This window comes from Flavobacterium alvei, from assembly GCF_002920895.1.
GTDB classification, from domain to species: domain Bacteria; phylum Bacteroidota; class Bacteroidia; order Flavobacteriales; family Flavobacteriaceae; genus Flavobacterium; species Flavobacterium alvei.
This window is the reverse complement of record NZ_PQVG01000001.1, coordinates 672,191-698,117: the sequence shown is the minus strand read 5'-3', so window position 1 is coordinate 698,117 and position 25,927 is coordinate 672,191. Positions and strand designations below refer to the sequence as shown.

The 25,927-nt window shown below is 33.8% G+C and carries 27 protein-coding genes; 22 read left to right on the top strand and 5 right to left on the bottom strand.

Annotation, left to right across the window (positions count from 1 at the left end; genetic code table 11):
* Positions 1-31: 31 nt before the first annotated feature.
* From pruA to xrtF, 5 genes are all read right to left on the bottom strand, one after another.
* Positions 32-1,660: an L-glutamate gamma-semialdehyde dehydrogenase gene (pruA, locus tag C3L50_RS02920; RefSeq protein WP_103804612.1), complete on the bottom strand. Its 1,629-nt coding sequence runs from the start codon at positions 1,658-1,660 to the stop codon at positions 32-34.
* A 109-nt stretch (positions 1,661-1,769) separates the two neighbouring features.
* Positions 1,770-2,156 carry a Co2+/Mg2+ efflux protein ApaG gene (gene apaG / locus C3L50_RS02915; RefSeq protein ID WP_103804611.1) on the bottom strand — a complete coding sequence of 129 codons (387 nt, stop codon included), beginning with the start codon at positions 2,154-2,156 and terminating at the stop codon, positions 1,770-1,772.
* Positions 2,157-2,238: 82 nt separating this feature from the next.
* Complete coding sequence (locus C3L50_RS02910; protein WP_103804690.1) at positions 2,239-3,492, bottom strand: type IX secretion system plug protein; 1,254 nt, start codon at positions 3,490-3,492, stop codon at positions 2,239-2,241.
* A 74-nt stretch (positions 3,493-3,566) separates the two neighbouring features.
* Complete coding sequence (locus C3L50_RS02905) at positions 3,567-4,010, bottom strand: exosortase F system-associated membrane protein (RefSeq protein WP_103804610.1); 444 nt, start codon at positions 4,008-4,010, stop codon at positions 3,567-3,569.
* Positions 3,991-4,542 (bottom strand): exosortase family protein XrtF, encoded by a 552-nt coding sequence (gene xrtF, locus C3L50_RS02900; RefSeq protein WP_103804689.1) that lies wholly within the window; start codon positions 4,540-4,542, stop codon positions 3,991-3,993. Before xrtF ends, C3L50_RS02905 begins: the two co-directional genes overlap by 20 nt.
* A gap of 108 nt (positions 4,543-4,650) precedes the next feature.
* Between xrtF and C3L50_RS02895 the strand changes: the two genes are divergently transcribed.
* The 22 genes from C3L50_RS02895 (at position 4,651) to rpe (ending at position 25,763) form a co-directional block, all read left to right on the top strand.
* Positions 4,651-5,106 carry a GAF domain-containing protein gene (locus tag C3L50_RS02895; protein ID WP_103804609.1) on the top strand — a complete coding sequence of 152 codons (456 nt, stop codon included), beginning with the start codon at positions 4,651-4,653 and terminating at the stop codon, positions 5,104-5,106.
* Positions 5,107-5,240: 134 nt separating this feature from the next.
* Positions 5,241-5,531, top strand: coding sequence for a TIGR03643 family protein (locus tag C3L50_RS02890; protein WP_103804608.1), 291 nt, complete (start codon positions 5,241-5,243; stop codon positions 5,529-5,531).
* Positions 5,528-5,944 carry a DUF2452 domain-containing protein gene (locus C3L50_RS02885; RefSeq protein WP_165783958.1) on the top strand — a complete coding sequence of 139 codons (417 nt, stop codon included), beginning with the start codon at positions 5,528-5,530 and terminating at the stop codon, positions 5,942-5,944. Before C3L50_RS02890 ends, C3L50_RS02885 begins: the two co-directional genes overlap by 4 nt.
* Positions 5,944-6,582: a flavin reductase family protein gene (locus C3L50_RS02880; protein ID WP_103804687.1), complete on the top strand. Its 639-nt coding sequence runs from the start codon at positions 5,944-5,946 to the stop codon at positions 6,580-6,582. Before C3L50_RS02885 ends, C3L50_RS02880 begins: the two co-directional genes overlap by 1 nt.
* 3 nt (positions 6,583-6,585) lie before the next feature.
* Positions 6,586-8,094, top strand: coding sequence for a cryptochrome/deoxyribodipyrimidine photo-lyase family protein (locus C3L50_RS02875; RefSeq protein ID WP_103804607.1), 1,509 nt, complete (start codon positions 6,586-6,588; stop codon positions 8,092-8,094).
* Positions 8,060-8,200, top strand: coding sequence for a DUF2256 domain-containing protein (locus tag C3L50_RS02870; RefSeq protein WP_103804606.1), 141 nt, complete (start codon positions 8,060-8,062; stop codon positions 8,198-8,200). The genes C3L50_RS02875 and C3L50_RS02870 overlap by 35 nt, the downstream gene beginning before the upstream one ends.
* A gap of 97 nt (positions 8,201-8,297) precedes the next feature.
* Positions 8,298-9,833, top strand: coding sequence for a cryptochrome/photolyase family protein (locus C3L50_RS02865; protein ID WP_103804605.1), 1,536 nt, complete (start codon positions 8,298-8,300; stop codon positions 9,831-9,833).
* A 186-nt stretch (positions 9,834-10,019) separates the two neighbouring features.
* Positions 10,020-11,309 (top strand): DASH family cryptochrome, encoded by a 1,290-nt coding sequence (locus C3L50_RS02860; protein ID WP_103804604.1) that lies wholly within the window; start codon positions 10,020-10,022, stop codon positions 11,307-11,309.
* A gap of 247 nt (positions 11,310-11,556) precedes the next feature.
* On the top strand, positions 11,557-12,531 hold the full coding sequence (locus C3L50_RS02855) for an energy transducer TonB (protein WP_103804603.1): 975 nt from the start codon (positions 11,557-11,559) through the stop codon (positions 12,529-12,531).
* A 36-nt stretch (positions 12,532-12,567) separates the two neighbouring features.
* Positions 12,568-13,533: an energy transducer TonB gene (locus C3L50_RS02850; protein ID WP_243400321.1), complete on the top strand. Its 966-nt coding sequence runs from the start codon at positions 12,568-12,570 to the stop codon at positions 13,531-13,533.
* 43 nt (positions 13,534-13,576) lie between these two features.
* Positions 13,577-14,524 carry an energy transducer TonB gene (locus C3L50_RS02845; protein ID WP_103804602.1) on the top strand — a complete coding sequence of 316 codons (948 nt, stop codon included), beginning with the start codon at positions 13,577-13,579 and terminating at the stop codon, positions 14,522-14,524.
* Between the two features lie 146 nt (positions 14,525-14,670).
* Positions 14,671-14,940 (top strand): 30S ribosomal protein S15, encoded by a 270-nt coding sequence (gene rpsO / locus C3L50_RS02840; protein ID WP_103804601.1) that lies wholly within the window; start codon positions 14,671-14,673, stop codon positions 14,938-14,940.
* Between the two features lie 158 nt (positions 14,941-15,098).
* Positions 15,099-17,234, top strand: coding sequence for a polyribonucleotide nucleotidyltransferase (locus tag C3L50_RS02835; RefSeq protein ID WP_103804600.1), 2,136 nt, complete (start codon positions 15,099-15,101; stop codon positions 17,232-17,234).
* Positions 17,235-17,407: 173 nt separating this feature from the next.
* Positions 17,408-17,803 (top strand): hypothetical protein, encoded by a 396-nt coding sequence (locus C3L50_RS02830; RefSeq protein WP_103804599.1) that lies wholly within the window; start codon positions 17,408-17,410, stop codon positions 17,801-17,803.
* A 115-nt stretch (positions 17,804-17,918) separates the two neighbouring features.
* Positions 17,919-19,658 (top strand): tetratricopeptide repeat-containing sensor histidine kinase, encoded by a 1,740-nt coding sequence (locus C3L50_RS02825; RefSeq protein ID WP_165783957.1) that lies wholly within the window; start codon positions 17,919-17,921, stop codon positions 19,656-19,658.
* Positions 19,651-20,397, top strand: coding sequence for a LytR/AlgR family response regulator transcription factor (locus C3L50_RS02820; RefSeq protein WP_103804598.1), 747 nt, complete (start codon positions 19,651-19,653; stop codon positions 20,395-20,397). The genes C3L50_RS02825 and C3L50_RS02820 overlap by 8 nt, the downstream gene beginning before the upstream one ends.
* A gap of 85 nt (positions 20,398-20,482) precedes the next feature.
* Positions 20,483-20,824, top strand: coding sequence for a hypothetical protein (locus C3L50_RS02815; RefSeq protein ID WP_243400320.1), 342 nt, complete (start codon positions 20,483-20,485; stop codon positions 20,822-20,824).
* A gap of 180 nt (positions 20,825-21,004) precedes the next feature.
* A complete protein-coding gene (locus tag C3L50_RS02810; protein WP_165783956.1) occupies positions 21,005-21,946 on the top strand; it encodes a C1 family peptidase in 942 nt (313 codons plus the stop codon).
* 104 nt (positions 21,947-22,050) lie between these two features.
* The gene (locus C3L50_RS02805; protein ID WP_103804596.1) at positions 22,051-22,599 is read left to right on the top strand and encodes an RNA polymerase sigma factor; all 549 of its coding nucleotides are present in this window, start codon (positions 22,051-22,053) and stop codon (positions 22,597-22,599) included.
* On the top strand, positions 22,589-23,893 hold the full coding sequence (locus tag C3L50_RS02800) for a hypothetical protein (RefSeq protein ID WP_103804595.1): 1,305 nt from the start codon (positions 22,589-22,591) through the stop codon (positions 23,891-23,893). The genes C3L50_RS02805 and C3L50_RS02800 overlap by 11 nt, the downstream gene beginning before the upstream one ends.
* A gap of 160 nt (positions 23,894-24,053) precedes the next feature.
* Positions 24,054-24,917, top strand: a complete 864-nt coding sequence (locus C3L50_RS02795; RefSeq protein WP_073368514.1) for a sigma-70 family RNA polymerase sigma factor — start codon at positions 24,054-24,056, stop codon at positions 24,915-24,917.
* 183 nt (positions 24,918-25,100) lie between these two features.
* Entirely contained in the window at positions 25,101-25,763 is a 663-nt protein-coding gene (rpe, locus tag C3L50_RS02790) for a ribulose-phosphate 3-epimerase (protein WP_103804683.1), read from the top strand.
* Positions 25,764-25,927: the final 164 nt, after the last annotated feature.

Below are 25,927 nucleotides of genomic sequence, written 5' to 3'. Positions count from 1 at the left end.
CCTCGTATTTCTAACTTCGTACCTTCAAAAATTATTCTCCCAAAAACGGATATCTGTAATCTTCCGGAGTTACAAAAGTTTCTTTGATGGTTCTAGGTGAAGCCCAACGCAACAAGTTCAATGCTGAACCCGCTTTGTCATTGGTTCCAGAAGCTCTGGCACCACCAAAAGGTTGCATTCCCACAACGGCTCCAGTTGGTTTGTCGTTGATGTAGAAATTACCGGCTGCGTTTTGCAAAGCCACAGTTGCTTGCTCAATTGCATAGCGGTCTTTACTGAAAATGGCACCAGTCAAGGCATATTCTGAAGTAGAATCAACCAGTTTTAGAGTTTCTTCCCATTTGGCATCTTCATATACAAAAAGCGTTAAGACAGGCCCGAATAATTCGGTTTCCATTGTAGTGTAATGTGGATTCGTGGTTACGATTATGGTTGGTTCAATAAAATATCCTACCGATTTATCATAGTTTCCACCTACGATGATTTCGGCATCGGCATCTTTTTTAGCTTGGTCAATATAACTCGCTAATTTGTCGAAAGAACCCTCGTGGATTACTGCGGTAATGAAGTTGCCAAAATCTTCTGGCGATCCCATTTTCATTGATTTTACATCAGTAATCAATTGGTCTTTAAGGGCTGGCCACATACTTTTTGGAATATAGGCTCTTGAAGCTGCTGAACATTTTTGTCCTTGAAATTCGAAAGCACCACGAACAATTCCAGTTGAAACTTGTTTTACATTGGCGCTTGGATGCGCTAGAACAAAATCTTTTCCACCAGTTTCGCCTACGATTCTTGGGTAGGTTTTATAATGGTGAATGTTGGCTCCAATTTTTGCCCAAATATCTTTGAAAACGTGAGTGGAACCTGTGAAATGTACTCCAGCAAAATCACGACTTGCCAAAACAGTATCGGTAATCATCAAGGCATCTCCAAAAACTACGTTGATAACACCATCAGGAAGTCCTGCTTCTTTGAAAATATCGATAATGATTTTAGCAGAAAATACTTGACTGTCGCTGGGTTTCCAAACTACTACATTTCCCATCATAGCGGCACTTGCTGGAAGATTTCCTGCAATGGCTGTAAAGTTGAAAGGCGTAATAGCATAAACAAAACCTTCTAGCGGACGGTATTCTAATCTGTTCCAAACATCAGAAGTTGATTTGGGTTGGTCGGCATAAATTTGAGTCATAAATTCAACGTTGTAACGCAAGAAATCTATGAATTCACAAGCTGCATCAATTTCGGCTTGAAAGATATTTTTGGATTGCGCAATCATTGTTGCGGCGTTTATTTTGGCTCTGTAAGGACCAGCAATCAATTCGGCAGCTTTTAGGAAAATGGCTGCGCGTTGTTCCCAAGCCATATTCGCCCATTTGGTTTTGGCTTCAAGGGCATTGGCAATCGCTTTTTCGATATGTGATTTTTCGGCAAGATGATAGGTTCCAACTACGTGTTTATGATCGTGAGGTGCGGTCATATTTCGAGTATTGCCAGTTCTAATTTCTTCACTTCCAATGTAAAGTGGAACATCGATTTTGGAGTCCCACATTTTTTTATAAGCAGCTAGAACGGCAGCTTTTTCTGGGGAATTGGGTGCATACGATTTTACAGGTTCGTTTACGGCTTTTGGTACATTGAAAAATCCTTTAGGCATATGTTTTTTATTTGAGAATTAGAAAATTTTCACAAAAGTACAAAGGATTGTTTGAAAAATATAAAATTTAACTAAAAGATAATAGATGTGATTAATTGAAATTGAACTATTAGTTTAAGGCAAAAGGAGCACACAAACGGAATGTTGGCACAATTACTTTGAAGGTTTTTGTTGAGGTGAAATTAACCATATTGAAATACCCTTTCATTGCTCCATATGGTGAAGCTAGTAGGCAACCAGAGTTATAAGTATGTAATTCTCCTGGTTTTAAAACTGGTTTTTTCCCAATTACGCCTTCGCCATCAACTACTTCGGCATTATTTAGGGAATCAAAAATGTCCCAATGGCGTGATATTAATTGAACGGAATCTTTGCTGTGGTTTTCGATGGTGATTTCATAACTAAAGGCAAAATGGATTTTGTAGTTTTTGAAGTAAGTGCCTTCAAAACTAGTCAAAACGGTTATTTTTATACCTCTTGTAATTTGAGAAACCATAGATAGCAAAGTGTTACAAATGAGTTTGATAATCGCAAATTTACAAAAAAAAGAGTTAATTGTGCTTTTATAAGAAATTTTTTTAATTGATGGCATCTCTAGAATTGGCTGAGGCTTTTCCGATAACTCTTTCGTATCTATCGTTGTTTTCTCGATAATAAACCAGTAGGATATATTCATTTTCGGTTTGCCAAAAATTACCATCTATAGCATTTTCTGCGTCGATATTTCCTTTGTCGTCGGCGATTTGATATTGAAAATTAGTAAATCCTTGCTTGATGAGAATGGCTTTTTCGTAAGTGTTTTTTTCTTTGTTGAAATCCATTTTGTACTCTGGCGACAGGCTGTAATTATTGAACATTCCAGTAATATAAATGCCTTTGTTTTTCATAAAACTAGGAGCCGATAGACTGAAATAAACCCAAGCATAATCAGCTTCAATCTCGTTTTTGGTGCCACCAATGTTGCGAACCACAAAATTTCCATTCACGTCTGGAGTTAAAGAATAAGGGTAATTTGCTCTGGCATTATTCGTGTATAAATTTGTATTATAAATTCCGCTGCTTGAATCTACTCGAGAAATGTTATTGCCAGCAGATCGGATGTCGCTATTGTCAAAATACAAAAACTCGTTGCCAGCCCAAAATTGAGTTTGTGTGTCATATTTATAAATTAAATCATTGCCAATGGTGTATTGCGGGACTATGTTTTGGATGGCAGTATTCAATTGTCCGTTTTGCATTAGGCAAACTTTTATGTTTTTCAAGGGGTTTTGAAAATTAATAGCTTGCGACTTGATTGAAAATTCAACATTGTGTTTGTAATCCAAATAATTGGCTGTTCGAGCTCTTTTAATTTGCATCGGAACGGTTACAAGATCTTCATAAACGATGAATTTTCGAGATAAAATAACATCTCGGCTTTCGTTTAAGATTTTCAAGATATAATTGCCACTTATGCGCAATTGCATATACTGATTGGGAATGGGTAATTTGTAATGCGAATACATTTGTAAAGTATTAACGGAGTTTTCGTATTCCTGAATTCTTTGTCCATCGAAACCTTTCATGTAATCGGTTTTTGGAATGTCTGTGGGAATCCAATTGTAATCACAATGCACAATTTCGAAGTAATAATTGGCTTCGTTTCCGAATAAATCATCAAATTGAAATTGGAATCCATCACCTAATTTGAATATTGGAACTACATTTTCGTTGCTTTGTATGAATGATATCGTTTTGATATTATAAGGTGGAATAATCTCGGTTTGGGTTTGTGCAAGTGTCGAAGTAGCTACGAAAAGCAATACTATTTTACAAAAAAAATCTTTAAACATAGCTGTGTAATTGGTGATTGGTAAATATAACGAAATATATTTCAATATTATTTGACGTTTAGACACTCAAAGGCCTATTTCTTTTGTTTTTGATAATAAAAAGCAGGAAGAAATAACAACAAAAATAGCGGCTGAATTAGGAATCGTCGAATGTAAAACAAGCCCATTTTGTTCGTTTCTCCAGTATTTAAAAGAATAAAAAAGAGAGCAATAATGAGGATTACAAAAAACAGAGAATACAAAAACGAAGCAAATTTTATAGCGTCAATATCTTTAAATAGAACATAAATTATGGCTAATGACAGCACAGTATTCATAAAATATCTGAAAAATAAACCCAAAAACAATTTGAAATTGTCTATTTCTGGAATGGGCAAATTGTAATAATCAGTTTTGAAATAATTCAAAAAAGGGTCGTAAAATAAGCGGTCTTCATAGGCTCGTATTACAACTAATCCAATTGCAAAAAGCGTTGCCAATGCAATTCTCGCTTTGTGATTAAGCAGTTTTTGTAGCATATTTTGAAAATTTATTGACCCAAATAATCCATAACAAAAAAACGACTCCGTAAATAAATAAAGGAAATAAAACTCCGTGCAAAAGATGTTGCTGGCTTGGATAATAATAGATCAAAACACACAAAAGCGCAATCCTAGAAACGTTCAGAATGTGAATGAGAATGCTTCCGCCAATGATGTACAGAACAGTCGATTTTAGTTTTCCAGAAAAGGCAATGATAAATGAAACGAACAAGATGATTACGCTCAAGGCGTTGCAACCTTCAATAACTCGAACGATATGCTTTTGATTGTAGAACAAATTCACTGCGGGTTCTTTGATGTTGGGAGAGGATTTTACATCACAATCAAAGAAAAGCATCAGGGCTTTAGTTTGTTGAGCTACTGTTTTAGTAAATTCATCTAGTTCTAATTTCTTGACATCAAATTGACCAAGGTAGCTTTGGTAGATATAGGTTAACAGCAAATAGGTCAGCAAAAACTTGCCTAAAAACAGCAGAAAGGGTTTGTAGAGAATAAAATATTTTTTCAAAATCAAATTTTTAACAAATTTATATAAAAATAGAAGACAATTTTCACTTCAAACTTTCTACTTCAAACTTCCCACTTTTTTAAATACTTTTACAAAAAATAACTGAATATGACTTTCGAAGAATTAAAACCAAAAGTAACCGAAATTATCTCAAATTCCACTCTTTCAAGAGAAGAAAAACTATTGAAAATTTGTGAATTGCTGAGTAATTCTATTGAATATTACAATTGGGTTGGATTTTACTTCGCCAATCACGACACGAAAACTCTGCATCTTGGTCCGTATGTTGGCGCAGAAACCGATCATACCGTTATCCCTTTTGGGAAAGGCATTTGTGGACAAGTGGCGGTTTCTAACTCTAATTTTGTAGTTCCAGATGTGGCTGCTCAAAACAATTATATTGCCTGTAGTTTTACTGTAAAGTCCGAAATTGTTGTGCCGCTTTTTGTAAATGGCGAAAACATTGGACAAATAGACATCGACAGCCACGTCCTAAATCCATTTACCGAAGAAGATGAAAGATTTTTGGAATTTGTGAACCAGCAAGTGGCGACTCTTTTTTAATAAAACTACTCCATTATTTATTTAATCCGTTGCTTAAATTTAAGCAACGGATTTTTTATTTGTAATTATAATGGGATTTGAAATTTAATTATTTAATTTTGTTTAACTTTATTTAATTTTAATTAAACAAAATAATGTCAACATTATCAAAAACAGATTTAGATGCTATTGCAATTAATCGAATTATCGAAATGGCTTGGGAAGACCTCACCCCATTTGATGCCATTAAATTTCAATTCGGATTGGCAGAAGCCGATGTGAAAGCCTTGATGAAAAAAGAACTCAAATTTTCGAGTTACAAATTGTGGCGAAAACGTGTTGAAGATTGCAAAACCAAGCATCTAGCCAAGCGTATCGAAGGCATTGACCGATTTAAGTGCAACAGACAAAGAGCTATTTCAAACAACAAAATAACCAAACGATGATACAAAAAGAAGTTCCAGACAATGTTGTTTTCTCGAAAGAACAAGGATATAACGCCCATATTTTGCCTTATGCTACCAATGTTGGCGCACCAATTATCAAAACAGATGATGTTGTTTCTTGGAAAAATAGAGGCATTCAAAATGTAAACAAAGAGTTTGAAAGCAAATTCAACGAATTGAGGCTTCAATATCAGAAATTAATGGAAGAATTTGAATGGAATGAACTGATTTACAATGCAAAATTCTCGTTTGAACCCGTTGTTGGTGAAATATATCATCTTTATATCGCTGCCGACAGCACTTATTTTTTGTCTATCATTTCTCCGCAAGAATGGAACAAAGAACATATTGGTTCCTTCTTATTGAATAGTGACAAAAAATGGATTTTTATCAATCAAAATACAAAACAATAATGAAAAAACACTTTTCTTTTGAGGCAATAATGAATATGGAAAAACAAGAACGTGTTCATTTTATTAATAGTTTGGGCGGATTCAAGAGTGTTTCCTTGCTAGGAACTGTCAATAAACAAGGGCAAACCAACTTGGGGATTTTTAGTTCAATTTTCCATATTGGGGCTAATCCTTCGTTGATTGCTTTGATATTTAGACCAAGTCCTCCAGAGCGAGATACGTTACGCAACATCTTAGAAACGGGTTATTACACCATCAATCACATTAACGAAAATATATACCAACAAGCACATCAAACTTCGGCACGATACGACTCGGATATTTCTGAGTTTGACATAACGGGTTTGCAACCAGAGTTCAAAAACAATTTTAAAGCCCCATTTGTTGCCGAAAGTAACATTCAATTTGGAGTTGAATTCAAAGAGCGAATCGATATTAGCATCAACAATACCATAATGGTTATTGGCGAAATTAAAGAAGTTTATGTTCCTGAAAACTGCCTTGGTGAAGATGGTTTTATCAACCTCGAAAAAGCGAATACCATTACTTGTTCGGGATTAGATAGCTATCATAAAACCGTGCAATTAGACCGATTGAGTTATGCCAAACCCGACAAAGAATTAACTTCTATTGCCTAAAAATTGAACAAAAAAGCCATCAATATTGTTTGGTTCAAACGCGACCTCCGTTTCTTTGATAACGAAGCATTGTTTCACGCCCATCAATCGGGAATACCTTTGTTATTGGTGTATTTTTTCGAACCATCGGTTATGAATTATGACGATGCCGATGTGAGGCATTGGCGTTTTATTTACGAATCGATTCAAAATTTGCAACGAAAATTAGAAGCAACAAACTCTAAATTATATTTTTTTCAAAAGGAAGTTGCTCCTGTTTTTACTGAATTAATTAAAAAATTCGACGTTCAAACGGTTTTTTCACATCAAGAAATTGGCAATAAATTGACTTTTGACAGAGATATTGCAATGCAAAAATTCTTTAAAGACAATAACATCGTTTGGAAAGAATTTCAACTCCACGGTGTAATTCGAAAATTAAAATCGAGAAGCGACTGGAACAAACGCTGGGAAAACGTAATGCGATCCACACCAAAAATCCTAAAAGAATCCGATTTGAACTTAATTGCTTTAGACACGGATTTTTATGATACTATAAAAGGAGAAAAACTATCCGAATCAATTACAACTCCCCATAAAAATTTCCAACAGGGTGGCGAAGATTTGGCTTGGAGGTATTTGGATAGTTTTGTCAAAGAACGTTATATCAATTACAGCAAACACATCTCAAAACCTGCCTTGAGCCGAACAGGTTGTAGCCGATTGTCTCCTTATTTAGCGTATGGAAATATCAGTATGCGAGCTATTTATCAATATACGAATCAGTTTTATGAAACCGCCAAAAACAAACGAGCGGTACTGAATTTTGTTTCCCGTTTGCACTGGCATTGTCATTTTATGCAAAAATTTGAAGACGAATGCCGAATGGAATTTGAAAACGTCAATCGGGCGTATGACAGCTTGATAAAACCCAAAAACGAAACCTATATCAAAGCTTGGCAAGAAGGCAAAACAGGCGTTCCCATAGTGGATGCGTGTATGCGATGCTTGGTGGCAACGGGCTATATCAACTTCAGAATGCGTGCGATGGTCGTTTCTTTTTTTACCTTCAATTTATGGCAAGATTGGCGGGAATTGCATTTTTTAGCACGTCAATTTTTAGACTACGAACCCGGAATTCATTATCCGCAAATTCAGATGCAATCGGGTACAACAGGTATCAATACCATTCGAATATACAATCCCATTAAAAACTCTGAAGAGCACGATTCGGAAGGGATTTTTATCAAAAAATGGATTCCTGAATTAGCCGAAGTTCCCGTTGATTTGTTACACGAACCTTGGAAAATGAACGAAATGGAGCAACAATTTTACAAATGCAAAATCAGATTGGATTATCCAGAACCTATTGTAAATATTGAAGAAACTCGAAAATATGCCAGCGACATAGTGTGGAGTTTTCGCAAAAAAGACGAGGTAAAACAAGAAGGCAAACGGATTTTGAAGAAACACATTTCAAACCCCAATAAACCTAAAAATGAAAAGCGTAAAAAAACAAAACCTGCCCCATAAAACCTGTTTGGTGTGTCAAAAACCTTTTGCTTGGCGCAAAAAATGGGAAAAAGTTTGGGAGGAAGTGAAATATTGTAGCGATAAATGCCGAATGAATAAAAAATAATTTATCCACAGATTAAAATGATTTTCACAGATTTTTTTTGCTGTGAGATTTTTAAAATTCTTTTAATCTTTTGAATCTGTGGCAAAAAAATAACAAAATGTCAAAAACCCTCAGGTTAATTCTCGGCGATCAATTGAACAGCAATCATTCTTGGTTTCAAACTACGGATGATTCGGTGACTTATGTAATGATGGAAGTTAGATCCGAAACTGATTATACCTCACATCATATTCAAAAAATTGTTAGTTTTTTTTCGGCGATGCAAAATTTTGCCAAAGAATTACAATCAAAAAATCATCAGGTAATATATTTTCATTTGAGTGATGCAAATAATTTTCAATCTTTCGATAAAAACCTAAACTATCTTATTGAAAAAGAAAATTTCAGCCATTTCGAATACCAATTGCCCGATGAATACCGACTGGATGAATTGTTGAAAAACTTTTGTCAAACGCTTGTCATCTCCTATTCGACTGTCGATTCTGAACATTTTATGAGTTCGAGAAAGGAGTTGGGCGATTTTTTCGAAGGCAAAAAAAACTTTTTGATGGAAAGTTTCTATCATTTTATGCGAAAAAAGCACAATGTATTAATGCAAGGCGACAAACCTTTGACTGGAAAATGGAATTATGATGACGACAATCGCAAAAAATTACCCAAGAATCACAAACCAATTCCGCCGTTAGTTTTCGATAATAACGTTTCTGAAATTGTAACGGAAATCAATAAAACCAATATCAAAACCATTGGAACTATTGATGCAAAACAATTCGTTTGGCCAACAACAAGAGCACAATCTTTAGCATTATTGGATTTTTTTGTCACCGAGTGTTTGTCGCTTTTTGGCAGTTATCAAGATGCGATGACGCCTAACGAATGGTCGTTGTATCATTCTCGAATTTCGTTTTCGATGAATGTAAAACTGATTTCACCGTTGGAAGTCATCAACAGAGCCATCGAAGAATGGAAAAATCGCCCTGATGAAATTGCCTATCATCAATTGGAAGGTTTTGTGCGTCAAATTATTGGCTGGCGAGAATATGTGCGAGGCATTTATTGGCACAAAATGCCCGAATTTGCTACGATGAATTATTTTGACAACCAAGAAAAACTACCCGATTGGTTCTGGACTGGAAAAACCAAAATGAATTGTCTGAAAGATTCCATTAATCAATCTTTGAATTTTGCTTACGCACATCATATTCAACGTTTGATGATTACAGGGAATTTTGCGCTTTTGGCAGGAGTTCATCCCGACGAGGTTGATGCTTGGTATTTGGGCATTTATATTGATGCCATCGAATGGGTCGAAATTACCAATACCCGAGGAATGAGTCAGTTTGCCGATGGTGGCATTGTAGCTACAAAACCCTATGTGAGTTCGGCGGCCTATATCGATAAAATGAGTCATTATTGCGGTTCTTGTTTTTATAAAAAAGCCGTCAAAACAGGCGATAAAGCCTGTCCTTTCAACAGTTTGTATTGGAATTTTTATGATAAAAACGAAGATAAATTGGGCAAAAATCCCCGCATTGGAATGATGTACAATGTTTGGCACAAAATGAAACCCGAAGATAAAGTCGCATTATTACAACAAGCCGATTATTATTTGAAAAACATAAATGATTTATAAAAAAACAGTTTCAAGTTTAAGGTTTCAAGTTGCGGAACATTAAACGGCCTCTGGGTATAGCCACTAAGGAGTTAGCAAATTCAAATTACACATATTTATATAAATAAATCTGTGGAAATCTGTGGCAAAAAAACAAATCGAATCAAAACTTCGAGGAATTAAACTTGAAACCTGAAACTCAAAAAAATGAAAACAACTATAGTTTGGTTCAAAACTGATTTAAGAATAGCCGATAACGAAACCCTGACTAAGGCCATAACACAAAGCGAGCAAATTGTTCCGGTGTATTGTTTGGACGATGCTCATTTTGAAACTACGGTTTATGGATTCAAGAAAACAGGTTCTTTTAGAGCACAATTTTTACTCGAATCGTTAACCGATTTAGATAAAAACCTAAGAGCTTTGGGGTCGAGATTGGTGGTTGTAAAAGGCAAACCCGAAGTTGAAATTCCTAAATTGGTTCAACAATTTAGAGCGCAAAAAGTTTTTGCCAAACGAGAAGTCGCTTTTGAAGAGCATAAAACCGAGGATTTGGTTCGTGAAGCCTTGTTCAAATTGCGATGCGAATTAGAAACGGTTAGCACGAGCACCCTTTATCACGCCAAAGACTTGCCGTTTTCAATAAAAAATATTCCCGATGATTTTACTAATTTTAGAAAGAAAACCGAACAAGATGCTACGATTCGAAAACCATTTGACAGCCCAAATAAAATCAACTCACCAACACTGCCTGAATTGAAATTACCTAGTTTAAAGGAGTTGGGTTTAAAGAAAACCAAAATCGATTCAAGAGCCGCAATAGTTTTCAAAGGTGGTGAAACAGAGGCGTTAAAAAGACTAAAACATTATTTTTTTGACACCCAATGCTTGTCTAGTTACAAAGAAACCCGAAACAAAATGGTGGGTACCGATTATTCGTCTAAATTTTCGGCTTGGCTGGCTATGGGCTGTATTTCGCCTCGATTCATTTATGCTGAAATTAAAAAATACGAATCACAATTTGGTGCCAACGAATCTACTTATTGGTTGGTTTTCGAATTGTTGTGGAGGGATTTTTTCAGATTTATGTTTAAAAAATACCAAACCAAATTCTTTTTGAATGAAGGTATCAAATCCGAAAAAATAAACTCAAAATCCTTGAACGAAAAGTTGCTTTCTCAATGGATAAACGGAACCACTAACTCTGATTTTATCAATGCCAATATGATCGAATTAAAGCAAACTGGTTTTATGAGTAACCGTGGACGTCAAAATGTGGCGAGTTATTTCTGTAATGAATTGAATATGGATTGGCGTTGGGGAGCCGCTTATTTTGAAGAACAATTGATTGATTATGATGTGTGCAGCAATTGGGGCAATTGGGCTTATTTGGCTGGAGTGGGCAATGATCCTCGTGGACATCGGTATTTTAATATCGAAAAACAAGCGAGTGATTATGATAAAAAAATGGAGTTTAGAAAATTGTGGTTGCAATAAATCACAACTATAAGTGCTAAAATTAATGCTTTTTTACAATTAACCCGTTTTGTTAGCCATTTTATAAAATACTTGATGTATAAAAAACCTATCACTTAGAAAGTTTTTTATATCAATAGGAGAACATTTACAGCCACGTCCTAAATCCTTTTACCGTAGAAGAGGAAAGATTTTTGGAATTTGTGTATGGAGAGGTTGCAGGGTTGTATTAAAAGTAGTACATTCGTTTCATAATCAAAACCATTTTATGAAACCAATTTTATTTGCATTATTATTTCTACTTCTTCCCAAAATGATTTTTTCGCAAGTTTTAGGAAATAAGGAATTTGCTCTTTCTCCCAATGATAGATTGCTTTACACAGACTCTATGCGATTAGAAACCAAATCAAAGGATTTTAAATATATCAGATTAATCAAAGATTACAAATTAAACAAAGAAAGTTATGTTGTTCTTGATTACTATCGTTCAGGAGTGTTAGAAATGGAGGGGACTTCAAGAACCAAGGATGGCTACTCATTTGAAGGAGAACGAACATATTATTATGAAAATGGCGCTAAAAAAACAGTGTATAATTATGTCAAAGGACGTGCAAATGGTAAAGATTATCAATGGTATGAAAATGGCGCTAAAAGATTAGAAGGAGAATATATTGAGAATGAAAAAAAAGACATTTTACAACATAAAATAAACCAATTTTGGGATGAAAAAGGTGAGCATAAAGTGGTTGACGGCAATGGTTTTTTTGAAGATAAAGGAGAAAATGCCTCCTCAAAAGGAGAAATAAAAAATGGATTTCCAGAAGGGGTTTGGGAAGGCTCATTCTTAAAATTAAAATCTACTTTTAAAGAAACGTACAAAGATGGAAAATTAATTTCAGGTGAAAGTTGGGATGAAAACAAGGTGTCTTATAAATACACCAAAGTTCTAATTTTACCTAAGCCAAAAATCGACATGGATGATTTTGACAAATACATCTGGAAAAATTATAGATTACCTAATTTACTGCCTGATGGAGCTAAAGGAAAAGTCTTTGTTCGGTTTATAGTTGATACAGATGGTAGAGTTGTTGAGCCTAGAGTTCTTAGAGACATTGGTTATGGTACTGGTCAAGAGGCTATACGAATCTTAACAAATTATGATGGTTTTAGACCAGCCGAATATAGAGGGCAAAAAGTAAAGTTTATCTATTCACTACCAATTGCTATTAAAGGATCAAATTAAAATAATTCAAGTAATTTTCTAAATCAAAACCATTATATGAAACCATTTCTATTTGCATTATTATTTCTGCTTCTTCCCAAAATGGGTTTTTCGCAAGTTGCTAAAACCAACGAATTAATTCTTTCGCCTGATGACGGATTAGTGTATCTCGACTCAACAAATATAGGGACAAATTCAAAGGACTATGCTTATATTCGAGTGGTTAAAAATGGTAAATTAAGAAAAGATAGTTATGCGGTTCAGGAATATTATCGAACGGGGGTTCTACGAATGGAAGGAACTTCAAAAACTAGTAATGGTTATTCATACGAAGGAGAAGTGTCCTATTATCATAAAAATGGTTTAATAAAAGCAGTAACTAATTATATCAATGGTAATGTCAGCGGTAAAGATGTTGAATGGTATGAAAATGGTACTAAAAAGCTAGAAGGCGAAAATATTGTAATGGATAAAAAAGGGAATACACAACTTAAAATGAATCAATTTTGGGACATTAATGGTGTGCAAAAAGTGGTTGACGGGAATGGTTTTTTTGAAGACAATGAAGACGATGAATCTTCAAAAGGAGAAATAAAAAATGGATTCAAAGAAGGAGTTTGGGAAAGTTATTCTAAAAAAGCAAACTGGACTTATAAAGAAAACTTCAAGGAAGGCAAATTGATTTCAGGTGAAAGTTGGGGGGAAAACAAAATAATTAACAACTATACAGAATTAGAAATTAGACCTGAGCCAAAAGGAGGAATGGGAAATTTTTATAAATATATCGCCAAAAATTATAGAACCCCTTCGGTACAAGGACTTAGTGGTAAAGTTTATGTTACATTTGTAATCGATAAAGACGGAAGGATTATAGATCCAAAAGTTTTAAGAGACCTTGGCTATGGAACTGGTGAAGAAGCACTAAGGGTTTTAAAAAAATGTGAAAACTGGATTCCAGGAGAACAAAGAGGAAGAAAAGTAAGATGTACTTTTTCGATGCCAATTGCCATTAATTCTAATTAAAATAATACACGATTACATCTTTTTAAAAATCAAAAACCATCTTATGAAAGGACTATTTATTTCGTTGTTATTCCTACTTGTTCCAAAGGTTTGTTTTTCTCAATCGGCTTCAATAGACAGGAAGGTGTATTTAGATTCTACTTGGAGTGAAACCACCTCCGAAAATTATAAATACTATCGAATAGTCAAAGATTATTATTCAGAAAAAGACTTGTATGTGATAAATGATTACTACAAATCGGGTGTTTTGCAAATGGAAGGAACCTCAAAAACCAAAGATGGCAATTCTAAGGAAGGGGAGTTTACTTTTTACTACGAAAACGGATATAAAAAAGCCGTGACCCATTATGTAAAATCTAGCCCCAACGGAAAGTGTGCCGAATGGTATGAAAACGGAAACAAAAAGCTCGAAGGAGAATACATCGAGGACGAAAAAACATTTTTTGGAACATTAAAAGTAGTGCAATTTTGGAATTCTAAAAATGAGCAAACCGTTATTGACGGAAATGGAGATTATGAAGAAGTTTCAGAATTTTTCTTTGCTTCAGGAAAAGTAAAAGAGGGTTACAAAGACGGTCTTTGGCAAGGTAGCGACCAAAAAATGGGATATACCTTTAGCGAAAATTACGAAAATCAAAAACTTATTTCAGGAGTAAGTGTCGATTCGGATAAAGTTTCCCGCAATTACAAAGTGGTAGAAATTAGACCGGTGCCCAAAAAAGGATATGAAGATTTTTATAAACACGTATCCAAAAAATTTAAGATACCCAATATGCCAAAAGGAGTAGGAGGCAAGATCTTTTTGAAGTTTATAGTTGATAAAGAAGGGCAAATAATCAATCCAGAAATCATAAAAGGCATTGGTTATGGTGCCGATGAAGAAGCGTTAAGAGTCGTTTCGTCTTATACCAATTTTGCTCCAGGAGAAATCCGAGGAATAAAAGTAAGATGTACCTTTTCGTTGCCAATTGCTATTCAGCCAATGGAGTAGGATTTCGAAACATAATGATGCGGAAGAGATTCTAAAAGTAATTTAAATTTCCAGACTCCTTTGCTAATCAAAAAATAAAAACTACCTTTGCGCACGAATTAAGAAAATCTTGATTCATACATAACAATCATTTAAATAATATTAGCATGTATTTAACGAAAGAAGTTAAAGAAGAAATCTTCGCTAAGCACGGAGGAAAAGCAGAAAACACAGGATCTGCAGAAGGACAAATCGCACTATTCACCCACAGAATTACGCACCTTACTGAGCACTTGAAAAAAAATCGTCACGATTACAACACAGAGCGTTCATTGGTACTATTAGTAGGTAAAAGAAGAGCTTTGTTAGATTACTTGAAAAAGAAAGAAATCAACAGGTATCGTGAGATTATCAAAGTATTGGGTATTAGAAAATAATCAATATATAAAGAGGTGCGCAAGTGCCTCTTTTTGTTTTTAGAATACAGATTAAAAGATAAAAAGTTTGGTTTTTCATTGGAACACAACAACTACAACAACACAACTATTCTGCTTACAGGCAGGAAAACCAATGTAAAATTAAAAAAGGAAAAAGTATGATTCCAAAAGTTTCAAAAGAAATTATCGATTTAGGAGATGGCAGAAGCATCTCAATCGAGACCGGAAAATTGGCCAAACAAGCCGACGGTTCAGTAGTAGTTCAAATGGGTAATGCCATGTTGCTTGCAACAGTAGTATCGGCCCGAAAAGCAAGTCCAGGAGTGGATTTCTTGCCTCTTACGGTAGATTATCGTGAAAAATTTGCAGCTGCAGGGCGTTTCCCTGGTGGATTTTTCAAGAGAGAAGCAAGACCTACAGATGGCGAAGTATTGACCATGAGATTAGTGGATCGTGTTTTGCGTCCGCTTTTCCCAGATGATTACCACGCCGAAACACAAGTGATGATTCAGTTAATGTCTCACGACGAAAACGTAATGCCAGACGCATTAGCAGGTTTAGCCGCATCAGCAGCTCTTGCTATTTCTGACCTTCCTTTTTCTACTTTGATTTCAGAAGTGCGTGTAGCCCGTGTAGATGGAAAATTCATTATCAATCCAAGTCGCGCTCAATTAGAATTATCAGACATTGATATGATGATTGGTGCTTCTACAGATTCTATTGCAATGGTAGAAGGAGAGATGAAAGAAATTTCAGAATTGGAAATGGTGGAAGCCATTAAATTTGCTCACGAAGCAATTAAAGTTCAAATTGTTGCTCAAGAAAGATTGGTAGCACAAGTTGGAAAAAAAGAGACAAGAACATACGAATTAGAAAAAGAAGACCAAGCTATTTACGCTAAAGTAAAAGCTGCGGCTTATGATAAAATCTATGCAATTGCAAAAGTGGGTTCTGGAAAACACGAGCGCTCTGCTGCATTTGATGCTGTAAAAGAAGAAGTTAAAGCTTTGTTTACTGCCGAAGAATTAGCTGAAAACGGAGATTTAGTGGGTAAATATTTCTATAAAACCAATAAAGAAGCGGTTCGTAACGTAATTCTTGATTTAGGTTTACGTCTTGACGGAAGAAAAACTACCGAAATCAGACCAATCTGGGCTGAGGTAGATTATTTGCCTTCGGTTCACGGTTCGTCAATTTTTACACGTGGAGAAACTCAAGCCTTGGCTACAGCCACTTTAGGAACTTCTAGAGAAGCGAACCAAATAGATTCTCCATCTGAACAAGGCGAAGAAAAATTCTATTTGCATTATAATTTCCCTCCATTTTCTACAGGAGAAGCAAAACCACTTAGAGGAACTTCAAGAAGAGAAGTAGGTCACGGAAACTTGGCTCAAAGAGCTTTGAAAAACATGATTCCTGCTGATTGTCCTTATACAATTCGTATTGTATCTGAAGTATTAGAGTCAAATGGTTCGTCTTCTATGGCAACAGTTTGTGCAGGTACTTTAGCCTTAATGGATGCTGGAATTCAAATGATAAAACCAGTTTCTGGAATTGCAATGGGATTGATTACAGACGGAGATCGTTTTGCTGTATTGTCTGATATTTTAGGTGACGAAGATCACTTAGGAGATATGGACTTTAAAGTAACTGGAACGGCTGACGGAATCACTGCTTGCCAAATGGATATTAAAATCGAAGGATTGAAATACAACATTATGGAAGAGGCTTTGGCTCAAGCTCGTGAAGGTCGTTTGCACATTCTTGGAAAAATCACAGATACTTTGGCAGCTCCTAAAGCAGATGTTAAAGCTTATGCTCCAAAAATTATTACAAGAACAATTCCTGGCAACTACATTGGTGCTTTGATTGGACCTGGCGGAAAAGTAATTCAAGAATTGCAAAAAGCTACTGGAACAACCATCGTAATCAACGAAGTAGATGAGCAAGGAGTTATCGAAATCCTTGGAACTGATCCTGCTGGAATTGAAGCAGTTTTGGCCAAAATCCAATCCATCACTTTCAAACCACAAATGGGCGAAGCTTATGAAGTGAAAGTAATCAAAATGCTAGATTTTGGTGCAGTTGTAGAATATACAGCCGCTCCAGGAAACGAAGTATTACTTCACGTTTCAGAATTGGCTTGGGAACGCACAGAAAACGTTTCGGATGTAGTGAATATGGGTGATGTTTTCCAAGTGAAATACCTTGGTCTTGATCCAAAAACTAGAAAAGAAAAAGTATCTAGAAAAGCACTTTTGCAAAGACCTCCACGTGAGGAAAAAAAAGAGTAATCAAATCTTAGTTTACTAAAGGTTCATTTATAGGAAAACCCGTTTCATTCATTTGAAACGGGTTTTTTGTTGTTAAAAAAATATTTTTGTAGTAGTAATTGTAAAAACAATACTAATTTTATACATTATTAAAAAAAATCTTTACCTTATCAATCTTAAATAGAAATTTTATTATGGCATTTAAAGTTATCCAAAACACGAAAATCAACACTCAGGTTTTTACTTTCTCAAGTCCTGAAACAGTAAAATATCCTGTAGCTCCTTTAGTTTCGGCAAAATTCTACACTCCCGAAGGAGGCGTATTGACGCTAAAAATTAGGGCAACTTTGTATATGAATTCAGACGATGTTGTTCCTCCAATAGTTGAAGAACCAACAGAATCAGGGAATACTTTGACGATGAACTACGACTATGATTTCTCAGAAGTTACTCCAGAAACCTGCGATGTGTATTACATAGAAGTAGATTACACTTCAGACACAGTAGGGAATATTACAAATGTAATGTCTTATATGATAAACTTAGATCCTGAAACATCGAGAGGAACATCAACAGAAGTAGGCGGTTAATTTAATTAACTTTTAAACTGATTACATGAAATTACATCTTTTAATTATCTAACAAATAATTAAAAGATGTAATTATTTAATAGTACTTTCGTTTAAAACTAAAGTTTACTTTGAAATGACCAAATTTAAACTATTTCTAATTTCATTATATTTAATCATTCCTTCAATTCTATTTTCCCAAGAGGAAGCTACTAATGCTGTTTTTAATAAATCGCTCCAGAAAATCGCTATTAGATTTAGAACTGAAATAAACTTCAATAAGGCTCACTATTTTTTTACAAACCAAAAATGGGATTCTACTTTAGTTTATTGTATGAAACAATTGAACTCAGGTAAAAACAAAGAATTAGACGATTATTGTCATTACTTAAGAGGAAATTCCTTTAGACATTTAAAATTATTTCAAGAGGCTAAAAAAGAACTTAATTTAGTAACTAAAAATTTTGTTTATTATCCATTAGTTAACAAAGTTCTTGGGGAATCTTCTTCAGAATTAAAAGAATTTAAAAAAGCCATTTATTATTTTAATGAAGTAGAAAAATGGCCAAATTTAGATAATCAAGGTATCAAAATAGGGGGCATTTATATTGATTTAGGAGTCTGTTATTTGCATCTCAATCAATTTGAAAAAGCGGAAAAATATCTATTAAAAAGTAAATATCTATTAGAAAAAGAAAATAATAAAGAATCTCTTTTCCTTTTGTATACCAATATTGCCAATTTATATTACATTCAATTTAAAGACAAGCAAGCAATACCTTATTTCGAAAAAGGCTATTCTTTATCTAATAAAATAAATAGATTTGACTTAAAATATAGGGCATCAAAAAATATGTCTGTGGTAGAAGAAAACAGAGGCGATTTCAAACAAGCTATAGTGTATAGAAAAGAATCCGAGCAATGGAAAGATTCCCTCAATGATCAAAACAAAGTATGGGCAGTAGCTGATTTTGAGAAAAAGTTTGCGGTAGCTCAAAAGCAAAAGCAAATCAAAGTACTTGAGGTAGAAAATAGGCTTAAAAATAGTCAACGAAATTGGTTGTTTTTCTCAGCAATCAGTTTATTGTTATTATTAACAGCTGGTATTTATTTTTATGCACAAAAAGTAAAAAACGCCAAAATTATTCTGCTTCAAAAAAACAAACTCGACGAACTCAACGCCACTAAAGACCAACTTTTTTCTATCGTAAGCCACGATTTGCGTTCCTCGGTAAATGCCTTAAAAACCAGTAACGCCAAACTATCGGCAACGCTCGAAACCAAGAATTACGATGAACTGAACCAATTAATCATTCAAAACAGCGGTATTGCTAACGGAGCCTACAGTTTATTGGATAATTTATTGCATTGGGCATTGTTGCAAACCAAGCAATTGTATTTTCATAAAGAATCGGTGCATTTGTTTTCGATAGTGCAACAAATAGAATACAACTACAAATCTTTGTTGTTAGAAAAATCGATTACTTTTGAGAATTCGGTTTCCAGAAATATTTTTATCTTCGTGGATCTTGATTCGCTAAAAATTGTGCTTCGTAATTTATTAGACAATGCCATAAAATTTTCGAACGAAAATGGTAAAATCAGCTTTTATTCAGTCGAAACTCATACCGATTTTTGTCAACTTGTACTCGAAGATACTGGATTAGGAATGAGTGTCAACACTATAAATGAATTATTAGCAGATAATGAATTATTAGCTAAAAAAAGTAATTCAGAGATTATAGGAACGGGACTTGGTATGCAATTGTGCAAACAAATGATTAAGAAAAATGACGGAACACTAGCGATAGAAAGTGAAGTAAACAAAGGAACTAAAATGATACTTTCGTTTCCAAAAACAAATCAAAATGGATAATATTAATGTCCTCATAATCGAAGATACGCCAGAGCAAAGTGATGCGCTTAGCAAAGTATTATTGGCCAACAAATACAATATTGTAGGCGTTGCCAGAAGTTATACAGAGGCACTTAAGCTTTTTTACGAACTGCCCATCGATATCATTGTAATAGATGTTTTTCTTGACGGAAAACCCGACGGAATTACCTTTGCCGAAACCATCAATATTATTCCAAACGCATCCAAACCCTTTGTGTTTTTGACCAGTTCGCAAGACCGACAAATTTTCGAAAGAGCCAAATTGACCAAACCATTCAGTTTTTTGATGAAACCGTTCAACGAATTGGAAATTCTCTATGCCTTAGAAATGGCGGTAGAAAAATTCTACGAACAAAATAATGTCTTTCTTAGCGAAGAGCAGGACACCGTAATTAGCAATGATTATTTGTTTATAAAAAAGAAAAATGCCCTCAAAAAAGTAGCCCTAAACGATATTCTTTATATTGAAGTTGAAGAACGCTATTGTAACATTATAACCGAAAAAGAAAAGTTTGTCATCTTAATTTCATTAACCAAAATCAGTGATTTACTTGACAAAAGCAAATTCATAAGAACGCATCGAAATATTATTGTGAATTCGGATAAAATTGAAGAAATCATCCTTGCCGACAACTTGATTATTCTGAAAGGGAATCACAAAATAAATCTTAGCGACACCTATAAAGACTTTATAAAAAAAATGAATATTTTGTCTTAACGAAAGTCATTTTTCAAACCTAATAATTCATTAAATCTTCTCCTTGCCGAGAGGATTTTTTGTTTATAACCAAAATCGAAATTTCATGACAGTAAATATTGCCTTCATGACAATTGAAATCACCAAAAGAGAAAAGGAAAGTACATTTGAGGAACAAAATAACACTAGAATTATCATGACAGTATCAAATACACACTTCCCCATGTTAAAATTAATTTCACTTTCGAAAAAAGTAATAACTAATCCATATGCTGGAGTTTTAATGTCGTTGTTGCTAATCCTTCCGAGTTTATACATAATTTTAGAAGACATAACAATAATTAGAAAAGAGTATTTTTTTCTAGCCATTGGAATTCCGTTATATATAAAGTCATTGAATAAAATTTTTGATGAAATATTGAATAGTGGTAATGATAAATTCAAATAAATCAGAATTAATCGATGACTTAACTTAAAATTTGCGTTTTTTTTATGTTTTTTTAGTAGAACCCGTTTCATTAGTTTGAAACGGGTTTTTTAATTTTTATTAAAAATAATTCTTTGTGTTCAACGCAACCTTTTTTAGTTTATAATGACTATGAGTTATAGCAACACTCAAATTTTGAAAATGAAACATCATGTAACCCTATTTAAAGCATTAATTTTTCTTCTTTTTATAAGTTGTCATAACGAGCCGGTGGGTATGTTGCCAGTCGATGTGTTAGAAGAAGATATCTCTATAAATGATCCAAAAAAAACAGGATGTAATGTTGGGAGTTGCGTAGGTGATGTAGAAAGCCCAAAACTTTTGGACTCGATTCTTCCTAATTTAAATTTACCACAAAACTTCGATTTGTCATCACTAATGCCACCAGTAAGAAGTCAGGGAGGGCAAGGTAGTTGTGTTTCATTTGCAACTACATATTATTTAAAAAGCTATCAAGAAAAAGTACAAAATAAATATGATTTTATAACATACGATGATGTTATGAGCCCAGCTTTTGTTTATAATTTTTCCAAACCCGTTGGAGATTGTGGCTTAGGATCTTGTATAGAAAATGCTTTATATGTTTTAAAAACAAAAGGAACAAATACTTGGAGTGAATTTCCATACGACCCATTTAATTGCAACAAAAAACCAAATGTAGCTCTGATGGAATCCGCATTAAAGCATAGGATTTCAAAATCATATAAAGTCAATTCTTTTGTGAAGGACAATCAAAATTATAAGTTTTTGGATATTGCAAAAACGTTAATTCATCAAGGAAATCCAATAATTATAGCGATAAAAATAGACAGAAACTTCGTTGACAATCTTCCAAAGAAAACGGACAATTTGTATGTTTATGAAAAATATGATTTTGAGAAAAATTACGGGAATCATGCCATGTTGATTGTAGGGTATAATGATGAATTAAAAGCTTTTAAAGTTGTGAATTCATGGGGAACGGAATGGGGAGACAAAGGATATTGTTGGATAAGTTATGATTTTTTTAGAGAACCAACGGATTTAAAATTTCAATTAGGCATCTTAGGTGCTTACATTGCTTATGATAAACCAAACTTATAAAGAACGAAAAAGTGTTGTATTTGAATTGAACAACTTAGTCAAAAAAGTAATCAGTAACGTAAAGATTAATTGTTATATTTAGAATCATTTAACTCTGTCTTTTTTTGAATCAAGACCAACTTATAAAAGGCTGTATCCAGCAAAACAGCAAGGCACAAGAAGAATTATACAACCGGTATAAAGCAAATCTTTTTGGGCTGAGTTTAAAATATTGTTCAAATGAAACCGAGGCCGAAGACAATTTGCATAATGCCTTTATAGAAATATTTACAAACATCAAGAATTTCAATGCTAAAGGAACTTTCGAAGGTTGGATAAAAAGAATCACGATTAACAAAGCTATTGATAGTTATAAAAGAACGTATAAAATAACCGCATTAGAAAATGATTATTATGAAGAAATTATTGTTGAAGATCTGGAAATAGATTTGTCGCTAGACTTCTTACTTTCCATCATTCAAGAGTTGCCAAATCAATATAGAATAGTTTTTAACTTGTATGAACTAGATGATTATTCTCATCAAGAAATTGCACAAATGTTATCTATTTCCGAAGGAACATCAAAATCTAATTTACACCGTGCCAAATTACTTTTAAAAGAAAAGATTACCTCAAAAATTAATTCCATAAATAATTTAAGCAATGGAAAATAAAAAAGATATAGGTAAAATATTTAGAGAAAAACTAAATGATTTTGAAAAGGAACCAAATGATTCTGTTTGGAATTCTATTCATGCCGAACTACAAGAAAAGAAAAAAAGGAGAATTATTTATATCCCTTTTTGGATGAAAACAGCCGGAATACTGTCATTGGTAGTATTAATTTCGATTTTTTCAATTGATGCTTTTTTGGAAAAAGGACAATTTTCTGCTCCTAACGAATCCAATCAAGACATCTTAAAATCAAAAAGTTTTGAGAAAAGTAATCCAAATAAAGAAAACGCAGTAAACACTGAAAGTTTGATACTAACAGACTCTTCTAATAATTTAATTTCAAATAAAAAAAGTGGGCAGACATCATCAAATGAAGGAAATTTAAAAAAGAATAAAAAGAAGTTCAGCCTAAAAAAAGGTTTGACAGAATCAAAAAATAATTCGACTATTACGGATGATTCAACTGTAAAAGGATCCGAAAACAATCCACTTTCGGCTGTAGAAAATATTAGTGACAAAAATGAAACTAATGACAAAATGTTGGATAGTCTAAAATTAAAAAAAGAAGATAAACCAGAACTTAAAATAGCTTTAGAAGACAAAAAAGATAGTTTATCAGATAAAAAAAGTGAGCTTTATGTTTTTGTTTATGGCTCGCCAACTTATTCAGGTTCGCTGTCTAAAAATTCTCCGTTAGACAATCGTTTGACAAATAATCCTAAAACAACAGTGTTGAATTGGAACTACGGAGTGTATTTAGGATACGAATCAGGTTATAAATGGAGTTTACGTTTGGGAATTGGTAAAATGAATATGAGTTTTATTACAGCAAATGCAGCAGTAAACACAGTAGATTATCGGAATATAAATTATTTCAAAAACACAACCAATGCTACTATTTATACTGACACTAATTTTTCTGAGACAATGACAATTACTCAAGATGTTTCCTATACAGAAATTCCACTCGAAATAAAATATAATTTTTATGATAAAAAATTTGGACTCAGCTCAATAGTTGGATTCAGTTATTTGTTTGTCGATGAAAATGTCATTTCTATCAAAACGTCAAACGGAAGTAATTTTGATATCGGAACAACAAAAAATTTATTAGAAAGCACTTTTAGTATCAATGCAGGTTTTGAGATGTATTATAAGTTGACAAAAAAATTAAAATTAAATGTTGAACCTTTATTTAAATATCATCCAATAGATTATAAAAAAAATAGTAATCCAGTAAATTCATATTCCTTTGGAATTCAGACTGGATTGCAGTTTTCGTTCTCAAAATAGATGAGATTTAAGTCAAACTAATTTTATGTAAAAAGGGATTAAATATTGCTTAATTCTTATTTGAGGAATAATATTTTGATTTTTTTTGAATCCTTTGTAACTTTTTTGTAACTCCACACGTATAACCACTCGTACACTTAAAAATTGAGGAGACAAAAACATGAGACAACTAAAAATCACCAAGCAGGTAACCAATCGTGAAACTGCATCATTAGACAAATACTTACAGGAAATTGGAAAAGTGGATCTTATCACTGCCGATGAAGAAGTAGAATTGGCACAAAAGATAAAAGCCGGTGATCAAAGAGCCTTAGAGAAATTGACCAAAGCCAATTTGCGTTTTGTGGTTTCGGTGGCAAAACAATACCAAAATCAAGGTTTAACACTTCCCGATTTGATTAACGAAGGAAACTTAGGTTTGATTAAAGCGGCTCAACGTTTTGATGAAACTCGTGGTTTCAAATTCATTTCGTATGCCGTTTGGTGGATTCGTCAATCGATTTTGCAAGCTTTGGCTGAACAATCTCGTATCGTTCGTTTGCCTTTAAACAAAATTGGGTCTATCAATAAAATCAACAAAATGTATGCTTTGTTAGAGCAATCTAATGAAAGACCGCCAACTGCTGAGGAAATTGCCAAAGAATTAGATATGACCGTGAATGATGTTAGAGAATCTATGAAAAACTCGGGTCGTCACCTTTCTATGGATGCACCATTGGTTGAAGGAGAAGATTCAAACCTTTATGATGTATTGCGTTCAGGCGAATCTCCAAATCCAGACAGAGAATTGATTCAGGAATCATTGCGTACCGAAATTGAGCGTTCATTAGAAACATTGACTCCAAGAGAAGCTGACGTGGTTCGTTTGTATTTTGGTTTAGGCGATCAACACCCAATGACATTAGAAGAAATAGGAGAAACTTTCGATTTAACTCGTGAACGTGTACGTCAAATTAAAGAAAAAGCCATCCGAAGATTGAAACATACTTCAAGAAGTAAAATATTAAAAACCTATTTAGGATAAATTCCAAATAAAATTCCAAACTCCAATCTCATTTTTTGGAATTTGGAATTTTTAATATTGGAATTTCAAAGTTAACGACGGTCTGATTAACTGTTCGTTTTTTGATTGATGATTGAAACTCCGGCTGATTACCGGAGTTTTATTTTTTATACTACCTTTGCAAAAAAAAAACACGACTATCTAATGAAGAACACTATTATTGCCCCGTCTGTACTTGCTGCTGATTTTGCTAATTTGCAACGCGACATCGAAATGATTAATAATTCAGAGGCCGATTGGTTTCATATTGACATTATGGACGGAGTTTTTGTTCCTAATATTTCTTTCGGAATGCCCGTTTTGGCTGCCATTGCAAAACACGCTAAGAAAACAATCGACGTTCATTTGATGATTGTTGATCCAGATCGATACATCAAAACTTTTGCCGATTTAGGAGCCAATTATTTGACGGTGCACTATGAAGCTTGTCCGCATCTTCATCGAACTATTCAGGCTATCAAAGCCGAAGGAATGAAAGCTGGAGTGGTTTTAAATCCACATACAAGCGTTGATTTGCTAGAGGATGTCATCAATGATTTAGACATGGTTTTGCTAATGAGTGTAAATCCAGGTTTTGGAGGGCAATCGTTTATTGAAAACACCTATGATAAAGTTAGAAAATTAAAAGCATTAATAGAGAGAAAAGGCGCTTCAACACTAATCGAAATTGACGGTGGAGTTACCAATAAAAACGCTGCGCAATTAGTAGAAGCAGGAGCGGATGCTTTGGTTGCGGGAAGTTTTGTATTTAATGCAGAGAATCCTATTCAAACTATTGCTGATTTAAAAAAGTTGACTTCTAAATAATATATTAGAATAATAGTATATCAGAAATCCGGAGTTTTAGGCTTCGGATTTTTTTGTTTAAATCGTTTTTAATTACCGTTTCAAAACATTTCCTTAAACCAATAACACACAAAAGTTAATCATAAAGTAACCATTCCGTCAAATTCAGATCCTAACTGATAAAT

Excerpts from the sequence above, each read along its gene's own strand:
- pruA (WP_103804612.1), bottom strand. The coding sequence starts at position 1,660 with ATGCCTAAAGGATTTTTCAATGTACCAAAAGCCGTAAACGAACCTGTA.
- apaG (WP_103804611.1), bottom strand. The coding sequence starts at position 2,156 with ATGGTTTCTCAAATTACAAGAGGTATAAAAATAACCGTTTTGACTAGT.
- C3L50_RS02910 (WP_103804690.1), bottom strand. The coding sequence starts at position 3,492 with ATGTTTAAAGATTTTTTTTGTAAAATAGTATTGCTTTTCGTAGCTACT.
- C3L50_RS02905 (WP_103804610.1), bottom strand. The coding sequence starts at position 4,010 with ATGCTACAAAAACTGCTTAATCACAAAGCGAGAATTGCATTGGCAACG.
- C3L50_RS02895 (WP_103804609.1), top strand. The coding sequence starts at position 4,651 with ATGACTTTCGAAGAATTAAAACCAAAAGTAACCGAAATTATCTCAAAT.
- C3L50_RS02890 (WP_103804608.1), top strand. The coding sequence starts at position 5,241 with ATGTCAACATTATCAAAAACAGATTTAGATGCTATTGCAATTAATCGA.
- C3L50_RS02885 (WP_165783958.1), top strand. The coding sequence starts at position 5,528 with ATGATACAAAAAGAAGTTCCAGACAATGTTGTTTTCTCGAAAGAACAA.
- C3L50_RS02880 (WP_103804687.1), top strand. The coding sequence starts at position 5,944 with ATGAAAAAACACTTTTCTTTTGAGGCAATAATGAATATGGAAAAACAA.
- C3L50_RS02870 (WP_103804606.1), top strand. The coding sequence starts at position 8,060 with ATGAAAAGCGTAAAAAAACAAAACCTGCCCCATAAAACCTGTTTGGTG.
- C3L50_RS02865 (WP_103804605.1), top strand. The coding sequence starts at position 8,298 with ATGTCAAAAACCCTCAGGTTAATTCTCGGCGATCAATTGAACAGCAAT.
- C3L50_RS02860 (WP_103804604.1), top strand. The coding sequence starts at position 10,020 with ATGAAAACAACTATAGTTTGGTTCAAAACTGATTTAAGAATAGCCGAT.
- C3L50_RS02855 (WP_103804603.1), top strand. The coding sequence starts at position 11,557 with ATGAAACCAATTTTATTTGCATTATTATTTCTACTTCTTCCCAAAATG.
- C3L50_RS02850 (WP_243400321.1), top strand. The coding sequence starts at position 12,568 with ATGAAACCATTTCTATTTGCATTATTATTTCTGCTTCTTCCCAAAATG.
- C3L50_RS02845 (WP_103804602.1), top strand. The coding sequence starts at position 13,577 with ATGAAAGGACTATTTATTTCGTTGTTATTCCTACTTGTTCCAAAGGTT.
- rpsO (WP_103804601.1), top strand. The coding sequence starts at position 14,671 with ATGTATTTAACGAAAGAAGTTAAAGAAGAAATCTTCGCTAAGCACGGA.
- C3L50_RS02835 (WP_103804600.1), top strand. The coding sequence starts at position 15,099 with ATGATTCCAAAAGTTTCAAAAGAAATTATCGATTTAGGAGATGGCAGA.
- C3L50_RS02830 (WP_103804599.1), top strand. The coding sequence starts at position 17,408 with ATGGCATTTAAAGTTATCCAAAACACGAAAATCAACACTCAGGTTTTT.
- C3L50_RS02825 (WP_165783957.1), top strand. The coding sequence starts at position 17,919 with ATGACCAAATTTAAACTATTTCTAATTTCATTATATTTAATCATTCCT.
- C3L50_RS02820 (WP_103804598.1), top strand. The coding sequence starts at position 19,651 with ATGGATAATATTAATGTCCTCATAATCGAAGATACGCCAGAGCAAAGT.
- C3L50_RS02815 (WP_243400320.1), top strand. The coding sequence starts at position 20,483 with ATGACAGTAAATATTGCCTTCATGACAATTGAAATCACCAAAAGAGAA.
- C3L50_RS02810 (WP_165783956.1), top strand. The coding sequence starts at position 21,005 with ATGAAACATCATGTAACCCTATTTAAAGCATTAATTTTTCTTCTTTTT.
- C3L50_RS02800 (WP_103804595.1), top strand. The coding sequence starts at position 22,589 with ATGGAAAATAAAAAAGATATAGGTAAAATATTTAGAGAAAAACTAAAT.
- C3L50_RS02795 (WP_073368514.1), top strand. The coding sequence starts at position 24,054 with ATGAGACAACTAAAAATCACCAAGCAGGTAACCAATCGTGAAACTGCA.
- rpe (WP_103804683.1), top strand. The coding sequence starts at position 25,101 with ATGAAGAACACTATTATTGCCCCGTCTGTACTTGCTGCTGATTTTGCT.